Here is a 16958-nt window from a genome sequence, read left to right as displayed (position 1 = left end):
TTCAGCTTCGTGAATTCAGCCTGAAACAGCCATCAACACTGGAATGTGGCCTTTGTATATCAGCCAAATCCGTTGACATCATTCGACCCCCCTCTTATCTGTCACGCAACCTCGCGTCCAGAACAGTTTCCTGGCGTTTCGAGACGTGTGCCTGAAATTCGGCTGGGCAGCGGATTAAGAAAAGCCGGGGGATATTATTGAGAAAGGACCAGTCATATGGTCAGCTTTGGCGGTATAGCCCGCAAAATATTTGGCTCTGCCAATGATCGCCGCGTGCGGTCCTTCCAGCCGAAAGTCGCAGCCATCAACGCCATCGAAGAAAAAACGAAGGCATTGAGCGACGAACAACTGGCTGCCCAGACCGTCGAATTCCGCAAGATGCTGGCTGACGGCAAGACGCTCGATGACATCCTTGTGCCTGCGTTCGCCGTTGTTCGCGAGGCTTCGCGCCGTGTTCTCGGCATGCGACCTTTTGACGTACAGCTGATCGGCGGCATGATTCTCAATGATGGCGACATCGCTGAGATGAAGACCGGTGAAGGCAAGACGCTTGTCGCGACCCTGCCGGTTTATCTGAACGCACTTGCCGGCAAGGGCGTGCACGTCGTTACCGTAAACGACTACCTCGCCCGCCGCGACGCCGCGACCATGGGCAAGATCTACGGCTTCCTCGGCCTCACCACAGGCGTCATCGTCCACGGCCTGTCGGACGAAGAGCGTGCTGCCGCCTATAACTGCGACATCACCTACGCGACCAACAATGAACTCGGCTTCGATTATCTGCGCGATAACATGAAGTACGAGAAGAACCAGATGGTCCAGCGCGGCCACAATTTCGCGATCGTCGACGAAGTGGACTCGATCCTCGTTGACGAAGCGCGCACGCCGCTGATCATCTCCGGTCCGCTCGACGACCGCTCCGATCTCTACAACACGATCGACGCCTTCATCCCCCAGCTAACCGAGGGCGACTACGAGATTGACGAGAAGCAGCGCTCGGCCAACTTCTCCGAAGTAGGCACGGAAAAGCTGGAAAACCTGCTCCGTCAGGCCGGCCTGCTGAAGGGTGCCTCGCTCTACGACATCGAGAACGTTGCGATCGTCCACCACGTCAACAACGCCTTGAAGGCACACAAGCTGTTCCAGCGCGACAAGGACTACATCGTCCGCAATGACGAGATCGTCATCATCGACGAATTTACCGGTCGCATGATGCCCGGTCGCCGTTACTCGGAAGGCCAGCACCAGGCGCTGGAAGCCAAGGAAAAGGTGACGATCCAGCCGGAAAACCAGACGCTGGCGCAGATCACCTTCCAGAACTACTTCCGCATGTACGACAAGCTCGCTGGCATGACCGGTACGGCGCAGACGGAAGCCGAAGAATTCGGCAACATCTATGGTCTCGAGGTCGTCGAAGTGCCGACCAACCTGCCGATCAAGCGTATCGACGAGGACGACGAGGTCTACCGGACCTTCGAAGAGAAGTACAAGGCGATCATTGCCGAGATTGCGGACGCGCAGACGCGCGGCCAGCCGGTTCTCGTCGGTACCACCTCGATCGAAAAGTCGGAACTTCTCGCCGAGCTGATGCGCAAGCAGGGCTTCAAGGACTTCCAGGTTCTCAACGCCCGCTACCACGAGCAGGAAGCCTACATCGTCGCCCAGGCCGGTGTGCCTGGCGCGGTGACGATCGCCACCAACATGGCAGGCCGAGGCACCGATATTCAGCTCGGCGGCAACCTCGAAATGCGTATCGAGCGCGAACTTGGCGAGGTCGAGCCCGGTCCCGAGCGTGACGCCAAGATCGAAGCGATCCGCGAGGAGATCAAGCAGCTCAAGGAAAAGGCACTCGCCGCCGGTGGCCTCTACGTCATCGCTACCGAGCGCCACGAGAGCCGCCGCATCGACAACCAGCTGCGCGGTCGTTCCGGTCGCCAGGGCGACCCGGGCCGCTCGAAGTTCTACCTGTCGCTTCAGGACGACCTGATGCGTATCTTCGGCTCCGACCGCATGGACGGGATGCTGCAGAAGCTCGGTCTCAAGGAAGGCGAAGCCATCGTCCATCCCTGGATCAACAAGGCGCTGGAGCGTGCGCAGAAAAAGGTCGAGGCTCGTAACTTCGATATCCGCAAGAACCTTCTGAAGTACGACGACGTTCTGAACGATCAGCGCAAGGTGATCTTCGAACAGCGCCTCGAGCTGATGGAATCGGCGAACATCTCCGAGACCGTCTCCGACATGCGCCGCGAGGTCATTGAAGACCTGGTCGAAAAGCACATCCCGGAACGCGCCTATGCCGAGCAATGGGATGCCGCTGGCCTGAAGGAACGGACCGCTGCCCTGCTCAACCTCGATCTGCCGGTTGAAGACTGGGTCAAGGAGGAAGGCATCGGCGAGGACAATATCCGCGAACGCCTGACGGAAGCGTCGAACGCGGCCTTCACAGAGAAAGCTGAGCGTTTCGGCGACGACATTATGCACTATGTCGAGCGCTCGATCGTCATGCAGACGCTCGATCACCTCTGGCGCGAGCATATCGTCAACCTCGATCACCTACGCTCCGTCATCGGCTTCCGTGGCTATGCTCAGCGCGATCCGCTGCAGGAATACAAGTCGGAAGCGTTCGAGCTCTTCACCTCGCTGCTCAACAACCTGCGTGAAGCCGTCACTGCCCAGCTGATGCGCGTCGAACTCGTACAGCAGGCGCCAGCCGAGCCGGAACCGCCGTTCATGCAGGCTCATCACCTGGATCCGGATACCGGCGAAGATGATTTTGCACCGGCCTTCCAGGCTTCTGAAGTGACTGTTGCCCCGGAAAACCGCAATCCAGCCGATCCGTCGACCTGGGGTCACGTCGGCCGAAACGAGCCCTGCCCTTGCGGCTCGGGCAAGAAGTTCAAACATTGCCACGGCGCCTTCGCACAGGCCTAAGCCAGCAGCAAACGTTCTGAAAATGCCGCCTTCGGGCGGCATTTTCTTTTGTGGAAACAGCGCACCGCATTAAGCGCCGACGCACGGCTACAACCGTTTCTTAACGCTGCTCTGCCAAGACTTCGGCTAGGATTTGCCTGAAGAGTTTTGCGTGTTTGTGATGGCGGTCATTGAGACGGCGGAAAAGATGCTGCCTGCGGGTCTGCGCCCGGCGGCTAGCCGTATGCTGCGCGCACTCGCTGCCGTCATGACGGCACGGGGAGACAAGGCTGCCGCCCAGCGCATGGCGCTGACCGCCTTTTCCATTCGCATTGTCAGCGCCAGTCTCGCCTTTCTGTCGCAAATCGTATTGGCGCGCCTCATGGGCGAATACGAGTACGGAATCTTTGTATTCGTCTGGGTTCTGATCGTCCTCTTCGGCGATCTTTCCTGCCTCGGCTTCCACACCGCCATTGTCCGCTTCCTGCCGCAATACAAGGCAGCGGGCGCGTTTGAAAAGATCCGCGGGTTGACCGGCACCGCCCGCATCTTCGGCTTGCTTTCCGGCACCGCCGCCCTTGCCGCCGGCATGATCGCCCTGCACGTCTTCGGCGAGAGGATCGAGAGCTACTACGTCATGCCGATCTTCCTCGGACTGATCGCCATGCCGATGATCGCGCTCGGCGACATCCTGGAAGGCACGTCGCGCGCCAATCACTGGCCTGTCATGGCGTTGAGCCCTGCCTACATCGTCCGGCCTGTACTCATCATTCTCTTTATGTTGACTGCGATCGGGCTCGGCGCGCCGCACACTGCGATGACGGCGATGCAGGCCGCGCTCGCCGCCACCTATGTCACCACCGTTGGGCAATACGTCGCGACGCTCTTGCGGTTGCGCCGTCATTACCACGAAGGTCCGCGTCAAGTCGATTTTCTCGGTTGGCTCGGCGTCGCTTTCCCGATCTTCCTCATCGAAGGCGTCGGCTTCCTCCTGACCAATTCCGACGTTGTCGTCGTCGGCATCTTCCTCGAGCCACACGACGTCGCGATCTATTTCGCTGCCGCCAAGACGATGGCGCTCGTCCACTTCATCAATTTTTCGGTGAAGGCAGCCTCCGGCCCTCGCTTTTCAAGCCTCATCGCTGAAGGGACACGCCAGCAGCTAGCGGCGGCTGCGATCGACGCGGCCAGATGGACTTTCTGGCCCGCGCTTGCAATCGGCCTTGCCGTGGTGGCTGCCGGTCACTTGCTGCTCTCGCTCTTTGGCGGCGCCTTCACGGACGGCTACGTGTTGATGGCGATCCTGCTCGCCGGCATTCTCTCCAAAGCGTTGGTCGGACCGGCTGAAACGTTGCTGATGATGGCGGGCAAACAGAACACGTGTGTTCTGCTTTATGCCGTAGCGCTTGCAGCGAACATCGGCCTCAACCTGCTCTTCATCCCCAGACTGGGCATCGAGGGCGCTGCGATCGCCACGGCCTCGGCCATGGGCGTGGAAGCCATCCTCCTGCACTTTGCTGTCCGGCATACGCTTGGCATCGCGCTCTTCGCCTTTGCCGCGTCTCCGGCCAAAACAGACATGGAAGCCCGATAAAATGGTCCGCAATCCTCCAGCTACCGAAACGACCGACGTCACGACGAACCGCATGGTTCACGAGCTTGCGGCTCTCGATTTCGATACGCCGCACGCGGACGCGCGTGTTGAAATCGGCCGCCCGGGCCGCGAGCTCTGCCTCTACTCAGGCAAGCTCGGCTACGAACTGCAGGAAGAGCTCGACTTCCTGTCCAATCGCGCGATGGAGCCGAACGTCTTCTTCACCGGGCGTTTTCTGGCGCCCGCCATGCCCCGCCTGGACGACAGGCAGGTTAGCTTCGCCCTGTTACGGGACCAGAACGACGCACGCAGCCGAATGCGCTTCCTCATGCCGTTCTCAGTCGAAAAGCCAGGCTTCGCCGTTGGCCCCTCGATCATCCGTGTCTGGTCGAACAGTTTCGCGCCACTCGGCACGCCGCTGATCGATGCCGAGGAAGCGGGCGAGACGCTGGACAATCTCTATGACGGCCTGACCCATCAAGACCTGCGCCTGCCGCAGATCCTGGTCCTTCCGGATGTCCGGCTGAACGGCATCTTTGCCCGTATGGCAAGGGCGGTCGCCATCAGCCGCAACCTGCCGATCACCATTACCAATCCCTACCAGCGCGCCATGCTGCAAAGCGACGAAGATGCCGTCGCCTACCTTCGCAGTTCGATTTCCTCGTCACATATGCGCGAGATGCGCAGGCAGTGGCGCCTGCTCGAGGAGCAGGGCACGGTCGTCTACAGCGTCGCCCGCCAGCCGCACGAAGTCCACACGCGCTTCGAGGAGTTCCTTGCGCTCGAGGCAGGCGGCTGGAAGGGCAAGAAGCGCAGCGCGCTCGTGACCGACCGCTACCACACCGCCTTTGCCCGTGAGGCCGTTTCCAATCTCGCCGCCGTCGACGCCGTGCGTATCCACACGATCGACTTCAACGGCAAGGCAATCGCTGCCACGGTGGTTTTGATGATGGGCGGCGAGGCCTATACGTGGAAGACGGCCTATGACGAAGCTTACTCGCGCTATTCGCCGGGCAAGCTGCTGATGGGCGAGTTGACGGAATGGCACCTCGACGACGCCAACATCATGCGCTCGGACTCCTGTGCTGTCCCTAACCATCCGATCATGGACCGCTTCTGGCAGGAGCGCGAGGACATGGGAACGATGGTGATCGGGCTTGCCCAGAATGGCGACCGCGACGTGCGCCAGGTGGCCGCCCAGCTTCACATGTATAGCAGCACGAGAAATGTTGCGAAGATGCTGCGCCAAAAGATCATGTCGCTTGCACGGCGCGGCAAGTCTCCGCAATAAGGCGCAAATCCCAAGAGCCTCAGCCGGCGCTGGCCCGCTCTCTGAGCAAGCGGCGGATAACCTTGCCCGTCGTCGTAAGCGGCAGTTCTGTAACGAATTCCACCTCGCGCGGGTACTCGTGCATCGAGAGACGTAGTTTCACCCAGTCGCTGATCTCCGACGCCAGTCCATCGCTCGGCTCGAACCCCGGCGCCAGCACCACATAGGCTTTGACGATCTCGGTACGGACGGGATCCGGCTTGCCCACCGCCCCGGCCAGTTGCACTGCCGGATGCCCGATCAGACAGTCCTCGATTTCCGCCGGTCCGATGCGGTAGCCCGAGGAGGTAATGACATCGTCATCCCGCCCGAAGAACGTCACATATCCGTCGGCGTCCTGACGGCCGATGTCCCCGGTCAGCAGCCAGTCACCAACGAACTTCCGCTCGGTTGCAGCAGCGTCGTTCCAATATCCGAGGAACATCACGGGATCGGGCCGGCGGATGGCTATCTGCCCGGCTTCGCCGATGACGAGCTCTTCGCCTGCTTCGCTGACGATCGCAACGCTATGCCCGGGCACCGGCCGACCGATCGCACCGGGACGACTGACCCCGATGGCGGCATTCGACGAGAGCACGAAATTGCACTCCGTTTGACCGTAGAACTCGTTGACGGTGATCCCCAGCGTGCGCTTGACCCACTCCTGTGTTTCCGCACCGAGCGACTCGCCTGCCGAACCGATCGTGCGCAACACGAGATCGTACTTGGAACGCGGATCAGGCACCGATTTCAGCAGCCGCAAGGCTGTCGGCGGGATGAAACCATTGCGCACCTTCATCTCGGCCATGATCCGATACGCCATGTCGGCATCGAATTTCTGCGCCGGTGAGGAGACGACGGGCACGCCGAGCAGCAGGCTTGGCAGGAGAGCGTTCAGTAACCCTCCGGCCCAGGCCCAGTCTGATGGCGTCCAGACCTTGTCGCTCGGTTGCGGAAAGCCTTCGTGCGCGAACTGCATGCCGGGTATGTGTCCAGCCAAGACCTGGTGCCCGTGCAACGCGCCTTTTGGCGGGCCTGTCGTTCCCGACGTGAAGATCATCAGCGCCGGATCGTGGGGTGCTGTCTTCGCGACCTCGAAGACAGGCGGATGGCTTTCGACCAACGCTGTAAACGATCGCACGCCATGACGATCGCTGTCGACGCAGATCACTTCTGCCAGGTCGGGCAGTCGTTCGCGTATGTGGCTAATGCGGTCGAGTCCGAACCTGTTGGTGATGACGGTGGAAGCGCCGGCGGTACGCAGCCTGTATTCCAACGCCTCGACGCCGAAGAGCAAGGCCAGCGGCAGCGCGATCGCGCCCATCTTGTAGATCGCGACATGGGCAATGACAGTCTCGAAAGACTGCGGCAGAAGCAAAGCGACCCGATCGCCTCTCTTTACCCCCAAAGACATCAGAGCATTGGCAAGCGACGAAGACCGATCCGCGAGTTGCCGATAGGTCATTGAGAGGTGATTGCCGTCGGGGCTGAAATGCTCAAGGCAGACGCGATCCGGCACGCGCTCGGCCCATTCGTCGCTGACCGCGCGGCCGATATTAAAATCCCCGGGTATATCCCACGCGAAATCGCGGTAGAGGTCTTCATAGCGATCGCGCTGCGGCAGTCTCATCGGCGAAAATCCAGTCAAATGCTGCAACAGCTAACACCCGAAACTCCGCCGACGCAAGCGCGAGACCAGCGGACGCCCCTCTGGTCGGTCACAAAACTTTTATGCGAGCAACCAACACTTTCGCGCTTGCCGCGCTAGATCAAGGAGCGCGCTGGGTAGCGATCGAATGTTTGGAGCAATTTCATGGACTACGTCAACTTTGGCGGCACCGGGCTGGAAGTTTCGAAAATCTGCCTGGGCTGCATGACCTTCGGCGAGCCTGCCCGCGGTAACCATAGCTGGACGCTCGGCGAGGAAGAAAGCCGGGCGCTGATCAGGCAGGCGCTTGATCTCGGCATCAATTTTCTCGACACGGCCAATGTCTACTCGGACGGATCGTCCGAAGAGATAGTCGGCCGAGCGATCCGCGACTTTGCCAAGCGCGACGAGATCGTGCTCGCGACCAAGGTTTTCAACCGCATGCGTCCCGGTCCGAATGGCGCCGGCCTCTCACGCAAAGCGATCTTCGACGAGATCGACAACAGCCTGCGTCGGCTCGGGACCGACCATGTCGACCTTTATCAGATCCACCGTTTTGACCATACGACGCCGATCGAGGAAACGCTGGAAGCCCTGCACGACGTCGTGAAGGCCGGCAAGGCGCGCTATATCGGCGCCTCCTCCATGTATGCCTGGCAATTCGCCAAGATGCTCTACACCTCGCGTGCCAATGGCTGGACACCCTTCGTCAGCATGCAGGATCACCTGAATTTGCTTTATCGCGAGGAAGAACGCGAAATGCTCCCATTCTGCCAGGATCAGAAGATCGCGGTGATCCCCTGGAGTCCACTCGCCCGCGGCCGGCTGACGCGCGACTGGGATGAGAAGACCGCCCGCAGCGAAACAGACGAATTCGGCAAGACGCTCTACAAGCAGGCGGAAGATGCCGATCGCGCCATTATTGGTGCCGTCGGCAAGCTGGCCGAGAAACATGGTGTTTCACGTGCCCAGATCGCCACTGCCTGGATCCTGCAGAAGAGCGCGGTGACAGCACCGATCATCGGTGCATCGAAAGCCAACCACCTTACTGATGCGGTCGCGGCGCTCGCCGTCAAGCTGGCGCCGGAGGACGTTGTAGCCCTCGAAGATCCTTACGTTCCCCACCGGGTCGAAGGCTTCAAGTAAAACGATTGTTGGCAAAGCGCCGGTCGCTGGCCTCGGCCGGCAACCGGCCAATTCGGTTTGCGCATTCCTCTCAAGGATCCACCATGACGACCATTCCCTTCGAGGCCCGCCGCTTTCAATCTACCGCCGCCTACTACACGCGTTATCGCGTCCCCTATCCGGATGAACTGATCGAGCGGATCGCTGAGCGCGGCGGTCTTGCGCCCGACGAACGCCTGCTCGATCTCGGTTGCGGTCCCGGCCAGCTCGGCATCGCCTTCGCGCGACTGGCCAAGGCGACCGTCACAGGCCTCGACCCCGAGCCCGAGATGCTGGAGGTGGCCCACGCTGATGCCGCCGCTGCCGGCGTTGATGTCACCTTTGTCAAAGGCTCTTCCTATGATCTTGATTCACGCTTCGCGCCCCTGAAGATGACGGTCATGGGGCGTTCTTTCCATTGGATGGACCGACTAGCAACGCTGACTGCGCTCGATGAGATCACCGTTGCCGACGGCTGCGTGGTGTTGTTTGGCGACCGTCATATCTCCTCGACGCCGGAGTGGCGACAGGCCGTGAACCCGCTTGCCGAAGCCTTCGCACCCGAGCGCAATGCCGATCGCGAACGACGCAAGGCACCCGACTGGATAGAGCATGAAAACATCCTGCTTCGCTCACCCTTCAACGATCTGGAGCGGATCTCGGTTATCAGGGAACGCAAGCTTGGCCTTGACGATATCGTCGGCCGCGCCTTTTCCACCTCTGTGACGTCGCCACAGGCGCTCGGCGAGAGAACGGCCGCATTCGAGGCAGAACTGCGCAACAGCCTTCTCAAGCTGTCGCCGGAGGGCGCCTTCGCGGAGGTGGTGGAGATCGGCGGCCTGATCGCACGCCGAAGCTAGCGGTCAGCGCTTCTTTACCGGAGAAAGCGCATCGCGGGTGGTATAAAGAAAGCTGTCGGAGAGCTCGCGGCTCTCGACGGCGCGTGCGAGGACGACGGCGCCCATCATCGCTGAGAGGGTCGTGAAGCCCTTCGCGCGCCGCTCCTCAGCCGTCTCGCCGGGAACGATACCGGATAGAATATCGACGAGCATCGAAAGCCCGTCATTGAAGGTCTCGCGCATCGGCCCGCGGCTGCGGCTGACCTCCTGGGCAAGCGAGGCAAAGACACAGCTGCCGCCTGGATCATCGACGCTGCATCGGGACAGATAGTGATTGAGCAGCGCATCCAGAGGCTGCGCCGGTGCCGCGGCAATGATCTCGTTCCAGCGGATCTTCACCTTTTCGATCAAGGTGCGGCTGACTTCGAGCGCCAGGTCCTCCTTCGATTCGAAATGCCCGTAGAATCCGCCATGCGTCATCCCGGCCGCCTTCATGATGTCGGCGACGCCGATACCGTCGAAACCCTTTTCGCGAAACAGCACGCCTGCGACCTGCAGGATCTTCTCGCGATTTTCGGCAAATTTCTCTCGGCTGACCCGCATTCATTTCTCCGCAATTGGCAGCTTGACAATTTATATGATGTCCATCATCAATATGCAATAATTATGATGATCATCATCTAAAATCCAGATCGTACGACAACCCCAGACGGAAGCGTCATTATGGTATCGACTGCACTTGCCTCATCGCTGGCGCGACGCAACATCCACTATGGATGGATTGTTGTCGCCGCAACTTTCCTGACCATGCTGGTGACAGCCGGCGCGATGGGCGCCCCCGGCGTCCTGATCAAGCCCCTTCAGGATGAATTCGGCTGGGAGACCTCGCAGATATCGTCGGCGCTTGCCGTCCGCTTGATTCTCTTCGGTCTCATGGGGCCTTTCTCGGCCGCCTTCATGAACTATTTTGGCGTCCGCAAGGTGATCGTCTTCGCGATGATCCTGATCTCAAGCGGCTTCGTCGGCTCGCTGTTCATGACTGAGCTTTGGCAGTTGCTTCTGCTCTGGGGCGTGGTTGTCGGCCTCGGCACCGGGCTGACCGCCATGGTGCTCGCCGCCACCGTCTCGGCCCGCTGGTTCACCAGGCACCGTGGCCTCGTGGTCGGCATGCTGTCGGCGAGTTCCGCCACGGGCCAGCTGGTCTTTCTGCCAATGATGGCGCAGCTGACGGAAACCTACGGCTGGCGCGCGACGGTCTTCTTCGTCTGTGGCATGATCCTGTTTGCGGCACTCGTCGTGCTCGCCTTCATGCGCGACCGCCCCTCCGATCTCAACCTGCCGTCCTTCGGAGAGGCACAGGTGACGCCGCCGCCCGCGCGGACCGGCGGACTGCTCACCATGCTCGCCGCACCTGTTGTCGTCCTCAAGGAGGTCTCAAAGACCTCGACCTTCTGGATCCTCTTTGCCACCTTCTTCATCTGCGGACTGAGCACAAACGGCCTGATCCAGACCCATTTCGTGACGCTCTGCGGCGATTTCGGCATCCTGCCGGTGGCTGCGGCCAGCGTTCTCGCCGTAATGGGCATCTTCGATTTCTTTGGCACGATCGGCTCTGGCTGGCTGTCCGACCGTTTCGACAATCGCTGGCTGCTTTTCTGGTATTACGGGCTGCGCGGACTGTCGCTGCTATTCCTGCCATTCAGCGATTTCACCTTCTACGGCCTGTCGATCTTCGCCGTCTTCTACGGCCTCGACTGGATCGCCACCGTTCCACCGACAGTGAAGATCGCCGCCGACCGCTTCGGCCGCGAAAAAGCTGGCATCGTCTTCGGCTGGGTCTTCACCGGCCATCAGCTGGGTGCCGCCACCGCCGCCTATGGCGCCGGCCTGTCGCGAACAGAACTGCAGAGCTATCTACCCGCCTTCTTCATTGCCGGCGCCTTCTGCCTGCTCGCCTCGGTCCTCGCGATCACGCTGAAGAAGTCGGGCCTTCACGCACCCGCTGCCGCCGGCGCACACTGACACGGTTTCCGGCCTGAGACGGCGGGCCGGAAACTCCAATAAATCAAGCCGAGAACTTCGCCCGCCGTCTTGCGCGCGCGGGCGAACGCATGCTAGACAGCCGCCTCGTCGGTATCCGTTGCCCCATTGGCGGAATTGGTAGACGCGCTCGACTCAAAATCGAGTTTCGAAAGAAGTGCTGGTTCGACCCCGGCATGGGGCACCACCGACAATCCCACTGCTGCTGCCAGACATCACCACCGGACAGTTTCTCTCGGGTGTTTTTTTGTCAGGCCTGGTCGACGCGTTTCCAGCACGATCGCTCAATGCGGCGCGCCAATAGCAACCACTCGGCGCCGATTGCGCCTAAGCGGTGCTCAAGCACGGCCGCAAGCAGGATCTTCAGTGAAAGCTTCCTGCGAAAACGACGCCCAGTGAGATAAAGATCATTGCCCCAACGATGACGGCAAGCTTGCTGATTGCGCCGGGGACGTGGACCCCTGCCGCATCGACCTTACATGCGAGATAGAGGGGGAATGCGACGAAGAAGATCGAGATCCACTTCGGGCGCATCATCGTCGCATCGACAGCCAGCATGATGACGAAGACCAGAAACATGCTGACGACAAGCATCCGGCCGATCACCCGCGTCCATTCGCTGCTCGCAGCGAAAATGGTGCGGAGATGCCCGCGATAGACAACGGCGAGAATAGCGATCGTCAATGCACAGCATTTGACAATTGATTCCACCAGCTCCAAGGCGGCGATGAGCTGCAGAGGCATCCCGTGGCTCGATGCTGCCCGCATCTTTGTCACCGTGTCACCGGTTGCCGCATCGAGATGGGTTACCGCCCAATAAACGTGCGGGGCAACAACAGCGAGACCAACCGCAATGGTCGCGGCCAGCCGCCAGTTGAGAACCAATCGGCGCAGGCTGGGTTCAAGCAGGAGCGCAACTACGGTCGCCACGGGGATGATCGCAAAGTTGTACTTTGCCAGAAATCCCAGGCCGGCCGCCGCGCCGAGAAGCGCGTAGTTGCCAGCCGACGGGCGCTCGGCCACTAACGTCAGCACGTAGAGGAACAGCGCAACAGCAGCGAAGGCGCCAATGCTGTGGGTCAAATCCCGCTGCGACAGCAGAAAGACCGCCGGCAGGCTCAGGAAGCCGAGAATGGAAATCCAGGCAGTGTCACGCTCTCCCACCACTTTGCGAGCAGCCAAGCCAAGAAACAGGCAGCTCATCAGCAACGTCGCATTCTTCATGAATGCCAGCGTATCGACTGACACGCCGAAGACCTTGGCGAAACAGTAGAACACCCAGTTGTAGAGAGGCGGCTGGTCGCCATAACCGAATTGCAACGCATGCGAGAGTGCGACTTGTTCCGCCTCGTCGGAGGCGAGATCGCCGCCGCGCAGCAGCCGAAGGACGAAGCTCGCGGTAAAATACGTTGCCAGCAGAAGGACGGGAAGGAGTGTGCTTAGCCGCGTCGAACGGCGAGGGGAAACATATGAACCACTAGTAGTATCCGTCAAATTTCGGCCCCATCTCCGCTCGCCTGGACAATGCTCTGTGGCGGAAACATGCAATTCCTCTGATAAACCGCACAACAGTTCACCTGTAACTTCGGGGACTTACCAGCGCCGTTCCTGCGGGGGGTGTTGCTCCAACGCAACGCTTGCCGAGCCGACCCGGTGGCAGCATTGCCGCCGCAATCTGTCTCTACCCACCATTTGGTTGGAGGTTGCAAATCAACTGTTTAACTTTTGAGGCGTTTCCGCCAAACTGCGGCCGCCCAAAAAGGAAAGCGCGCGCGTGCATCAGGAAGTATCGCTTATTGCCACAATTGCCGTGAGTTTCGTCTGTGCGGCGATCCTCGGTTACATCGCCGACCGACTGCGTCTGCCGCCACTGGTCGGCTATCTTCTCGCCGGCATTGCCATGGGGCCGATGACGCCTGGCTTCGTCGCCGATACCGAGCTTGCAAGTCAGTTGGCCGAAATGGGCGTCATCCTGTTGATGTTTGGCGTTGGTCTGCATTTTTCCACCGCCGATCTGCTCGCCGTGCGTGGCATCGCTGTCCCGGGCGCGCTCGCGAGGATCGCCATCGTCACGCTGATCGGTATTGGACTCGCCAACTGGTGGGGCTGGGGCCTTGGAGCCGGAATTGTATTCGGCCTCAGCCTGTCTGTGGCGAGTACGGTCGTGCTGCTGAAGGCCCTGGAAGAGCGTAACCTGCTGAATTCGGCCAGCGGCAGGGTGGCTGTCGGCTGGCTGATCGTCGAAGACCTGGCCATGGTTCTGGCGCTGGTGCTGCTGCCTGCCCTTGCCGGATTGCTCGGGGGCCATGCCGCCGATGGCGCCGGGGCCGGACTGCCGCTTCCCATGACGATTGCGTTGACGCTGCTGAAAGTCGGCGCCTTTGCCGTCATGGCAATCTTTCTCGGACCAAAGATCGTGCCCTGGCTCCTGACGCTGGTCGCCCGAACCGGCTCACGAGAACTCTTCACCTTGACGGTACTCGCGATAGCGCTGGGTATCGCATTCGGCTCGGCGGCAATCTTCGGCGTGTCGTTCGCGCTTGGCGCCTTTTTCGCCGGCGTGGTGATGAGCGAATCCAACCTCAGCCATCGGGCCGCCGCCGATTCGCTACCGCTTCAGAACGCCTTTTCCGTGCTGTTCTTCGTTTCCGTGGGGATGCTGTTCGACCCGTCGATCCTGGTGCGCCAGCCGATGGCGGTGATCAGTGCACTGGCTTTGATCATCGTCGGCAAGGCTATCATCTCTTTCCTGATCGTCGTCCTGCTTCGCTATCCGATCGGAATGGCACTGACGGTATCGGGCGGCCTCGCGCAAATCGGCGAATTCTCGTTCATTCTCGCCAGTCTCGGCGTTTCGCTTGGACTGCTACCGACTGACGGCAAAGATATCATCCTCGGATCGGCGATTATCTCGATCATCCTGAATCCGCTTGTCTGTGCTGGCGCCGAAGTGCTGCACACCCGGGTGCACACAAGGTGGCCGGTCCTCAGCAATCACTTTGGCCGCCGCCGGCACGAGGCACTCGGCCGAGAACTTGAAAAGATCCGGGCGATCAACGAAGCACGCGAACATCAGCATCAGCTCGAGATGCAGGAGCTTATCGAGACCTTCCCGTTGTTCGCCAAGGTGGACGAGGACTCGCAGGAGGAGTTGCTGCTGCTTTTCCGTCCGAAGTCGGCGCTTCCTGGCGAACGCGTGATCCGAAAGGGCGATCGTGGCGATGGCCTGTACTTCCTGTCTTCAGGTGCGGTCGAGGTGCAACTCCCGGACGGCCCGATCCCGCTCGAGCCAGGGGCGTTTTTCGGAGAGATGGCGCTTCTCAGCGGTGGACGTCGCACGGCGGATGTCGTCGCCGTCGACTTCTGCCAGTTCCTTGTGCTCGAACGGCGCGACTTCAACATGTTCACCGCAAAGCACCCCATCCTGCGTCAGGCCGTCAGCGAAATGGCGCGGGAACGCACCGAAATGAATGTGATGCGGCAACAACGCAGTCAGCCCTCCAGCGTCGCATCGTGACGCATCCGGCGCCGAGTGCGATCACGAAGATTTTTTGGCACGTCACCCTACGAACGACACAGCGCCCATTTACAGCCGCATCGGCGCCTCATAAAGCTCATGCGCCCGAAGCGAAAGGATTGGAATGCTCCGCAGACTCTACGACTGGACCATGTCTCTCGCCGCCCGGAAATCGGCCGAAGTCTGGCTTGCCGTTATCGCCTTCGTTGAAAGTTCCGTCTTTCTCGTTCCCGCCGATGTTCTCTTCCTGCCGATGGCGCTTGCAAAGCCCGAGCGCGCCTATCGCTATGCGTTAGTCGCGACCGTTGCCTCGGTGCTCGGCGGCATCGCAGGCTGGGCGCTGGGCTATTATGCCTACGATGCAATCGCTCGCCCTGTTCTGGAGTTCTACGGCAAGCTCGACGCCTTCGAGCAGCTGAGGCTCTATATTCATGACGAGTGGGAAATTCTCCTGCTCCTGCTCGTAACCTCCGGCTTGGCGCATCTGCCGCCGATCAAGGTGGTGACGATTCTTGCCGGCGTCATTCACATGAATCTCGGCTTCTTCATCATCTCGGCGATCGTTGCACGCGGTGCACGCTTCCTGTTCCTGGCGTGGTTGCTGCGCCGTTACGGCGAGCCGATCCGCCATTTCATCGAAAAGCGTCTTGGGCAGGTTGCGGGTGTTGTTGCCGCCGTCGCCATTGCGCTTGGGATTGCCTATAAACTACTTGCCCACTGAGCCATTTCCGCGGAGTCCTACATGCCTGCCTCGTTTTCCCTTGCACGCCCAGTCATCGGCTATTCGCTGGCACTCGCGCTCGGCATGGCGGTGGTAGTCGGCACCGCGCTCGGCTTCCAGTATATCGGCGGCTATATTCCCTGCGCCCTTTGCCTGCTGCAGCGCCAGCCCTACTACTACGGCATTCCGATCGCGATCCTCGGCGCAATCGCCTCCGCGGTTGGCCTTCCGAGCTGGATCGGCCGTGCGTTCCTGCTCGCCGCCGGTATTCTTATGATCGTCGGAGCCGGCATGGGCGTTTACCATGCCGGTGTCGAGTGGCAGTACTGGCAAGGGCCGGCGACCTGCTCGACCACGGCAGGCAGCATGACGCAGAACGCCGGTGACCTGTTGGGCGAACTGAACAGCATCAAGGGTCCGTCCTGCACCGACGCGGCGCTGCGCGTCCTCGGCCTGTCCTTCGCCGGTTGGAACGTGATCGCGAGCCTGGTCCTGGCCGCCTTCGCCTTCATCGGCGTCCGCAAGACGGCTTGAGCCTTTCCGATTCGAGACTGATCAGGGCTGCAGTTCGCTATCCCAGTACAGATAGTCGAGCCAGCTGTCGTGCAGGTAGTTCGGCGGGAAAAGCCGGCCGTTGTTGTGCAGATCCTGCACCGTAGGCTGGTACGGCTTCTGATTCGGGAACATGCCAGCCTGCTTCGGCAGCTTGCTGCCTTTTCTGAGGTTACAGGGAGAGCAGGCCGCAACGACGTTCTGCCAGGTCGTCTCCCCGCCATGGGCGCGCGGAATGACGTGATCGAACGTCAGGTCGTCATGTTCGCCGCAATACTGACATTCGAACTTGTCGCGCAGGAACACGTTGAAGCGGGTGAACGCCGGATTGCGGGAAGGCTGGACGTAGGTCTTGAGGCAGACGACGCTCGGGAGCCGCATCGAAAAGCTCGGCGAGGACACCGAATGTTCGTATTCTGCAATGATATTCACACGGTCGAGAAATACCGCCTTGATCGCGTCCTGCCAGGACCACAGCGACAAGGGGTAATAACTCAGGGGCCTGTAGTCAGCGTTCAGGACGAGCGCCGGCAGGGCCTGTGGGGAGACTGCAATCGTCAAGGGACTCTCCTGATCGATTCGGCATCTGCCCTCTTATATTAGGCCGGTTGTGACGGCATTGTGAAGTCTAATAAATTCAGGCATCAATCCTGTTGTTCAAGCA

At 60.5% G+C, this 16958-nt stretch carries 13 protein-coding genes and 1 tRNA gene; 10 read left to right on the top strand and 4 right to left on the bottom strand.

Annotated features, from left to right (window positions below):
* Window positions 1-216 precede the first annotated feature (216 nt).
* From secA to FHT76_RS15220, 3 genes are all read left to right on the top strand, one after another.
* Window positions 217-2931: a preprotein translocase subunit SecA gene (secA, locus tag FHT76_RS15230; RefSeq protein WP_183863597.1), complete on the top strand. Its 2715-nt coding sequence runs from the start codon at window positions 217-219 to the stop codon at window positions 2929-2931.
* Between the two features lie 160 nt (window positions 2932-3091).
* Window positions 3092-4504 (top strand): lipopolysaccharide biosynthesis protein, encoded by a 1413-nt coding sequence (locus FHT76_RS15225; RefSeq protein ID WP_183863818.1) that lies wholly within the window; start codon window positions 3092-3094, stop codon window positions 4502-4504.
* 1 nt (window position 4505) lies between these two features.
* Window positions 4506-5795 (top strand): GNAT family N-acetyltransferase, encoded by a 1290-nt coding sequence (locus tag FHT76_RS15220; protein ID WP_183863599.1) that lies wholly within the window; start codon window positions 4506-4508, stop codon window positions 5793-5795.
* 19 nt (window positions 5796-5814) lie between these two features.
* Here FHT76_RS15220 and FHT76_RS15215 read toward each other — a convergent pair whose 3' ends face one another.
* On the bottom strand, window positions 5815-7443 hold the full coding sequence (locus FHT76_RS15215) for an AMP-binding protein (protein WP_259126845.1): 1629 nt from the start codon (window positions 7441-7443) through the stop codon (window positions 5815-5817).
* Window positions 7444-7626: 183 nt separating this feature from the next.
* Here FHT76_RS15215 and FHT76_RS15210 point away from each other — a divergent pair, with 183 nt between their 5' ends.
* On the top strand, window positions 7627-8607 hold the full coding sequence (locus tag FHT76_RS15210) for an aldo/keto reductase (protein ID WP_183863603.1): 981 nt from the start codon (window positions 7627-7629) through the stop codon (window positions 8605-8607).
* Between the two features lie 83 nt (window positions 8608-8690).
* Window positions 8691-9485: a class I SAM-dependent methyltransferase gene (locus tag FHT76_RS15205; protein ID WP_183863605.1), complete on the top strand. Its 795-nt coding sequence runs from the start codon at window positions 8691-8693 to the stop codon at window positions 9483-9485.
* A gap of 3 nt (window positions 9486-9488) precedes the next feature.
* Here the strand turns inward: FHT76_RS15205 and FHT76_RS15200 are convergent, their stop codons facing one another.
* Window positions 9489-10067, bottom strand: a complete 579-nt coding sequence (locus tag FHT76_RS15200) for a TetR/AcrR family transcriptional regulator (RefSeq protein ID WP_183863607.1) — start codon at window positions 10065-10067, stop codon at window positions 9489-9491.
* Window positions 10068-10187: 120 nt separating this feature from the next.
* Here FHT76_RS15200 and FHT76_RS15195 point away from each other — a divergent pair, with 120 nt between their 5' ends.
* Entirely contained in the window at window positions 10188-11486 is a 1299-nt protein-coding gene (locus tag FHT76_RS15195; protein WP_183863609.1) for an MFS transporter, read from the top strand.
* A gap of 120 nt (window positions 11487-11606) precedes the next feature.
* Window positions 11607-11691, top strand: a tRNA-Leu gene (locus FHT76_RS15190).
* A gap of 176 nt (window positions 11692-11867) precedes the next feature.
* On the opposite strand, the gene FHT76_RS15185 is transcribed toward FHT76_RS15190, so the two are convergent.
* Window positions 11868-12998, bottom strand: a complete 1131-nt coding sequence (locus tag FHT76_RS15185) for a glycosyltransferase family 39 protein (RefSeq protein WP_183863611.1) — start codon at window positions 12996-12998, stop codon at window positions 11868-11870.
* 280 nt (window positions 12999-13278) lie between these two features.
* Between FHT76_RS15185 and FHT76_RS15180 the strand changes: the two genes are divergently transcribed.
* The 3 genes from FHT76_RS15180 to FHT76_RS15170 all read left to right on the top strand — a co-directional run bounded on the left by FHT76_RS15180 (window position 13279) and on the right by FHT76_RS15170 (window position 16276).
* Window positions 13279-15021, top strand: coding sequence for a cation:proton antiporter (locus FHT76_RS15180; RefSeq protein WP_183863613.1), 1743 nt, complete (start codon window positions 13279-13281; stop codon window positions 15019-15021).
* 124 nt (window positions 15022-15145) lie between these two features.
* Entirely contained in the window at window positions 15146-15742 is a 597-nt protein-coding gene (locus FHT76_RS15175; protein ID WP_183755281.1) for a YqaA family protein, read from the top strand.
* Between the two features lie 21 nt (window positions 15743-15763).
* On the top strand, window positions 15764-16276 hold the full coding sequence (locus FHT76_RS15170) for a disulfide bond formation protein B (RefSeq protein ID WP_183863615.1): 513 nt from the start codon (window positions 15764-15766) through the stop codon (window positions 16274-16276).
* A 21-nt stretch (window positions 16277-16297) separates the two neighbouring features.
* On the opposite strand, the gene FHT76_RS15165 is transcribed toward FHT76_RS15170, so the two are convergent.
* The gene (locus tag FHT76_RS15165) at window positions 16298-16855 is read right to left on the bottom strand and encodes an HNH endonuclease (protein WP_007790722.1); all 558 of its coding nucleotides are present in this window, start codon (window positions 16853-16855) and stop codon (window positions 16298-16300) included.
* Window positions 16856-16958 lie beyond the last annotated feature (103 nt).

The sequence above is a fragment of the Rhizobium sp. BK176 genome (assembly GCF_024808055.1).
This window is presented reverse-complemented; position numbering and strand designations above follow the sequence as displayed.

Coding starts and splice junctions, on each gene's coding strand:
- FHT76_RS15170 (WP_183863615.1), top strand. CDS start 15,764: ATGCCTGCCTCGTTTTCCCTTGCACGCCCAGTCATCGGCTATTCGCTG.
- FHT76_RS15200 (WP_183863607.1), bottom strand. CDS start 10,067: ATGCGGGTCAGCCGAGAGAAATTTGCCGAAAATCGCGAGAAGATCCTG.
- FHT76_RS15205 (WP_183863605.1), top strand. CDS start 8,691: ATGACGACCATTCCCTTCGAGGCCCGCCGCTTTCAATCTACCGCCGCC.
- FHT76_RS15210 (WP_183863603.1), top strand. CDS start 7,627: ATGGACTACGTCAACTTTGGCGGCACCGGGCTGGAAGTTTCGAAAATC.
- secA (WP_183863597.1), top strand. CDS start 217: ATGGTCAGCTTTGGCGGTATAGCCCGCAAAATATTTGGCTCTGCCAAT.
- FHT76_RS15225 (WP_183863818.1), top strand. CDS start 3,092: ATGGCGGTCATTGAGACGGCGGAAAAGATGCTGCCTGCGGGTCTGCGC.
- FHT76_RS15175 (WP_183755281.1), top strand. CDS start 15,146: ATGCTCCGCAGACTCTACGACTGGACCATGTCTCTCGCCGCCCGGAAA.
- FHT76_RS15215 (WP_259126845.1), bottom strand. CDS start 7,443: ATGAGACTGCCGCAGCGCGATCGCTATGAAGACCTCTACCGCGATTTC.
- FHT76_RS15195 (WP_183863609.1), top strand. CDS start 10,188: ATGGTATCGACTGCACTTGCCTCATCGCTGGCGCGACGCAACATCCAC.
- FHT76_RS15220 (WP_183863599.1), top strand. CDS start 4,506: ATGGTCCGCAATCCTCCAGCTACCGAAACGACCGACGTCACGACGAAC.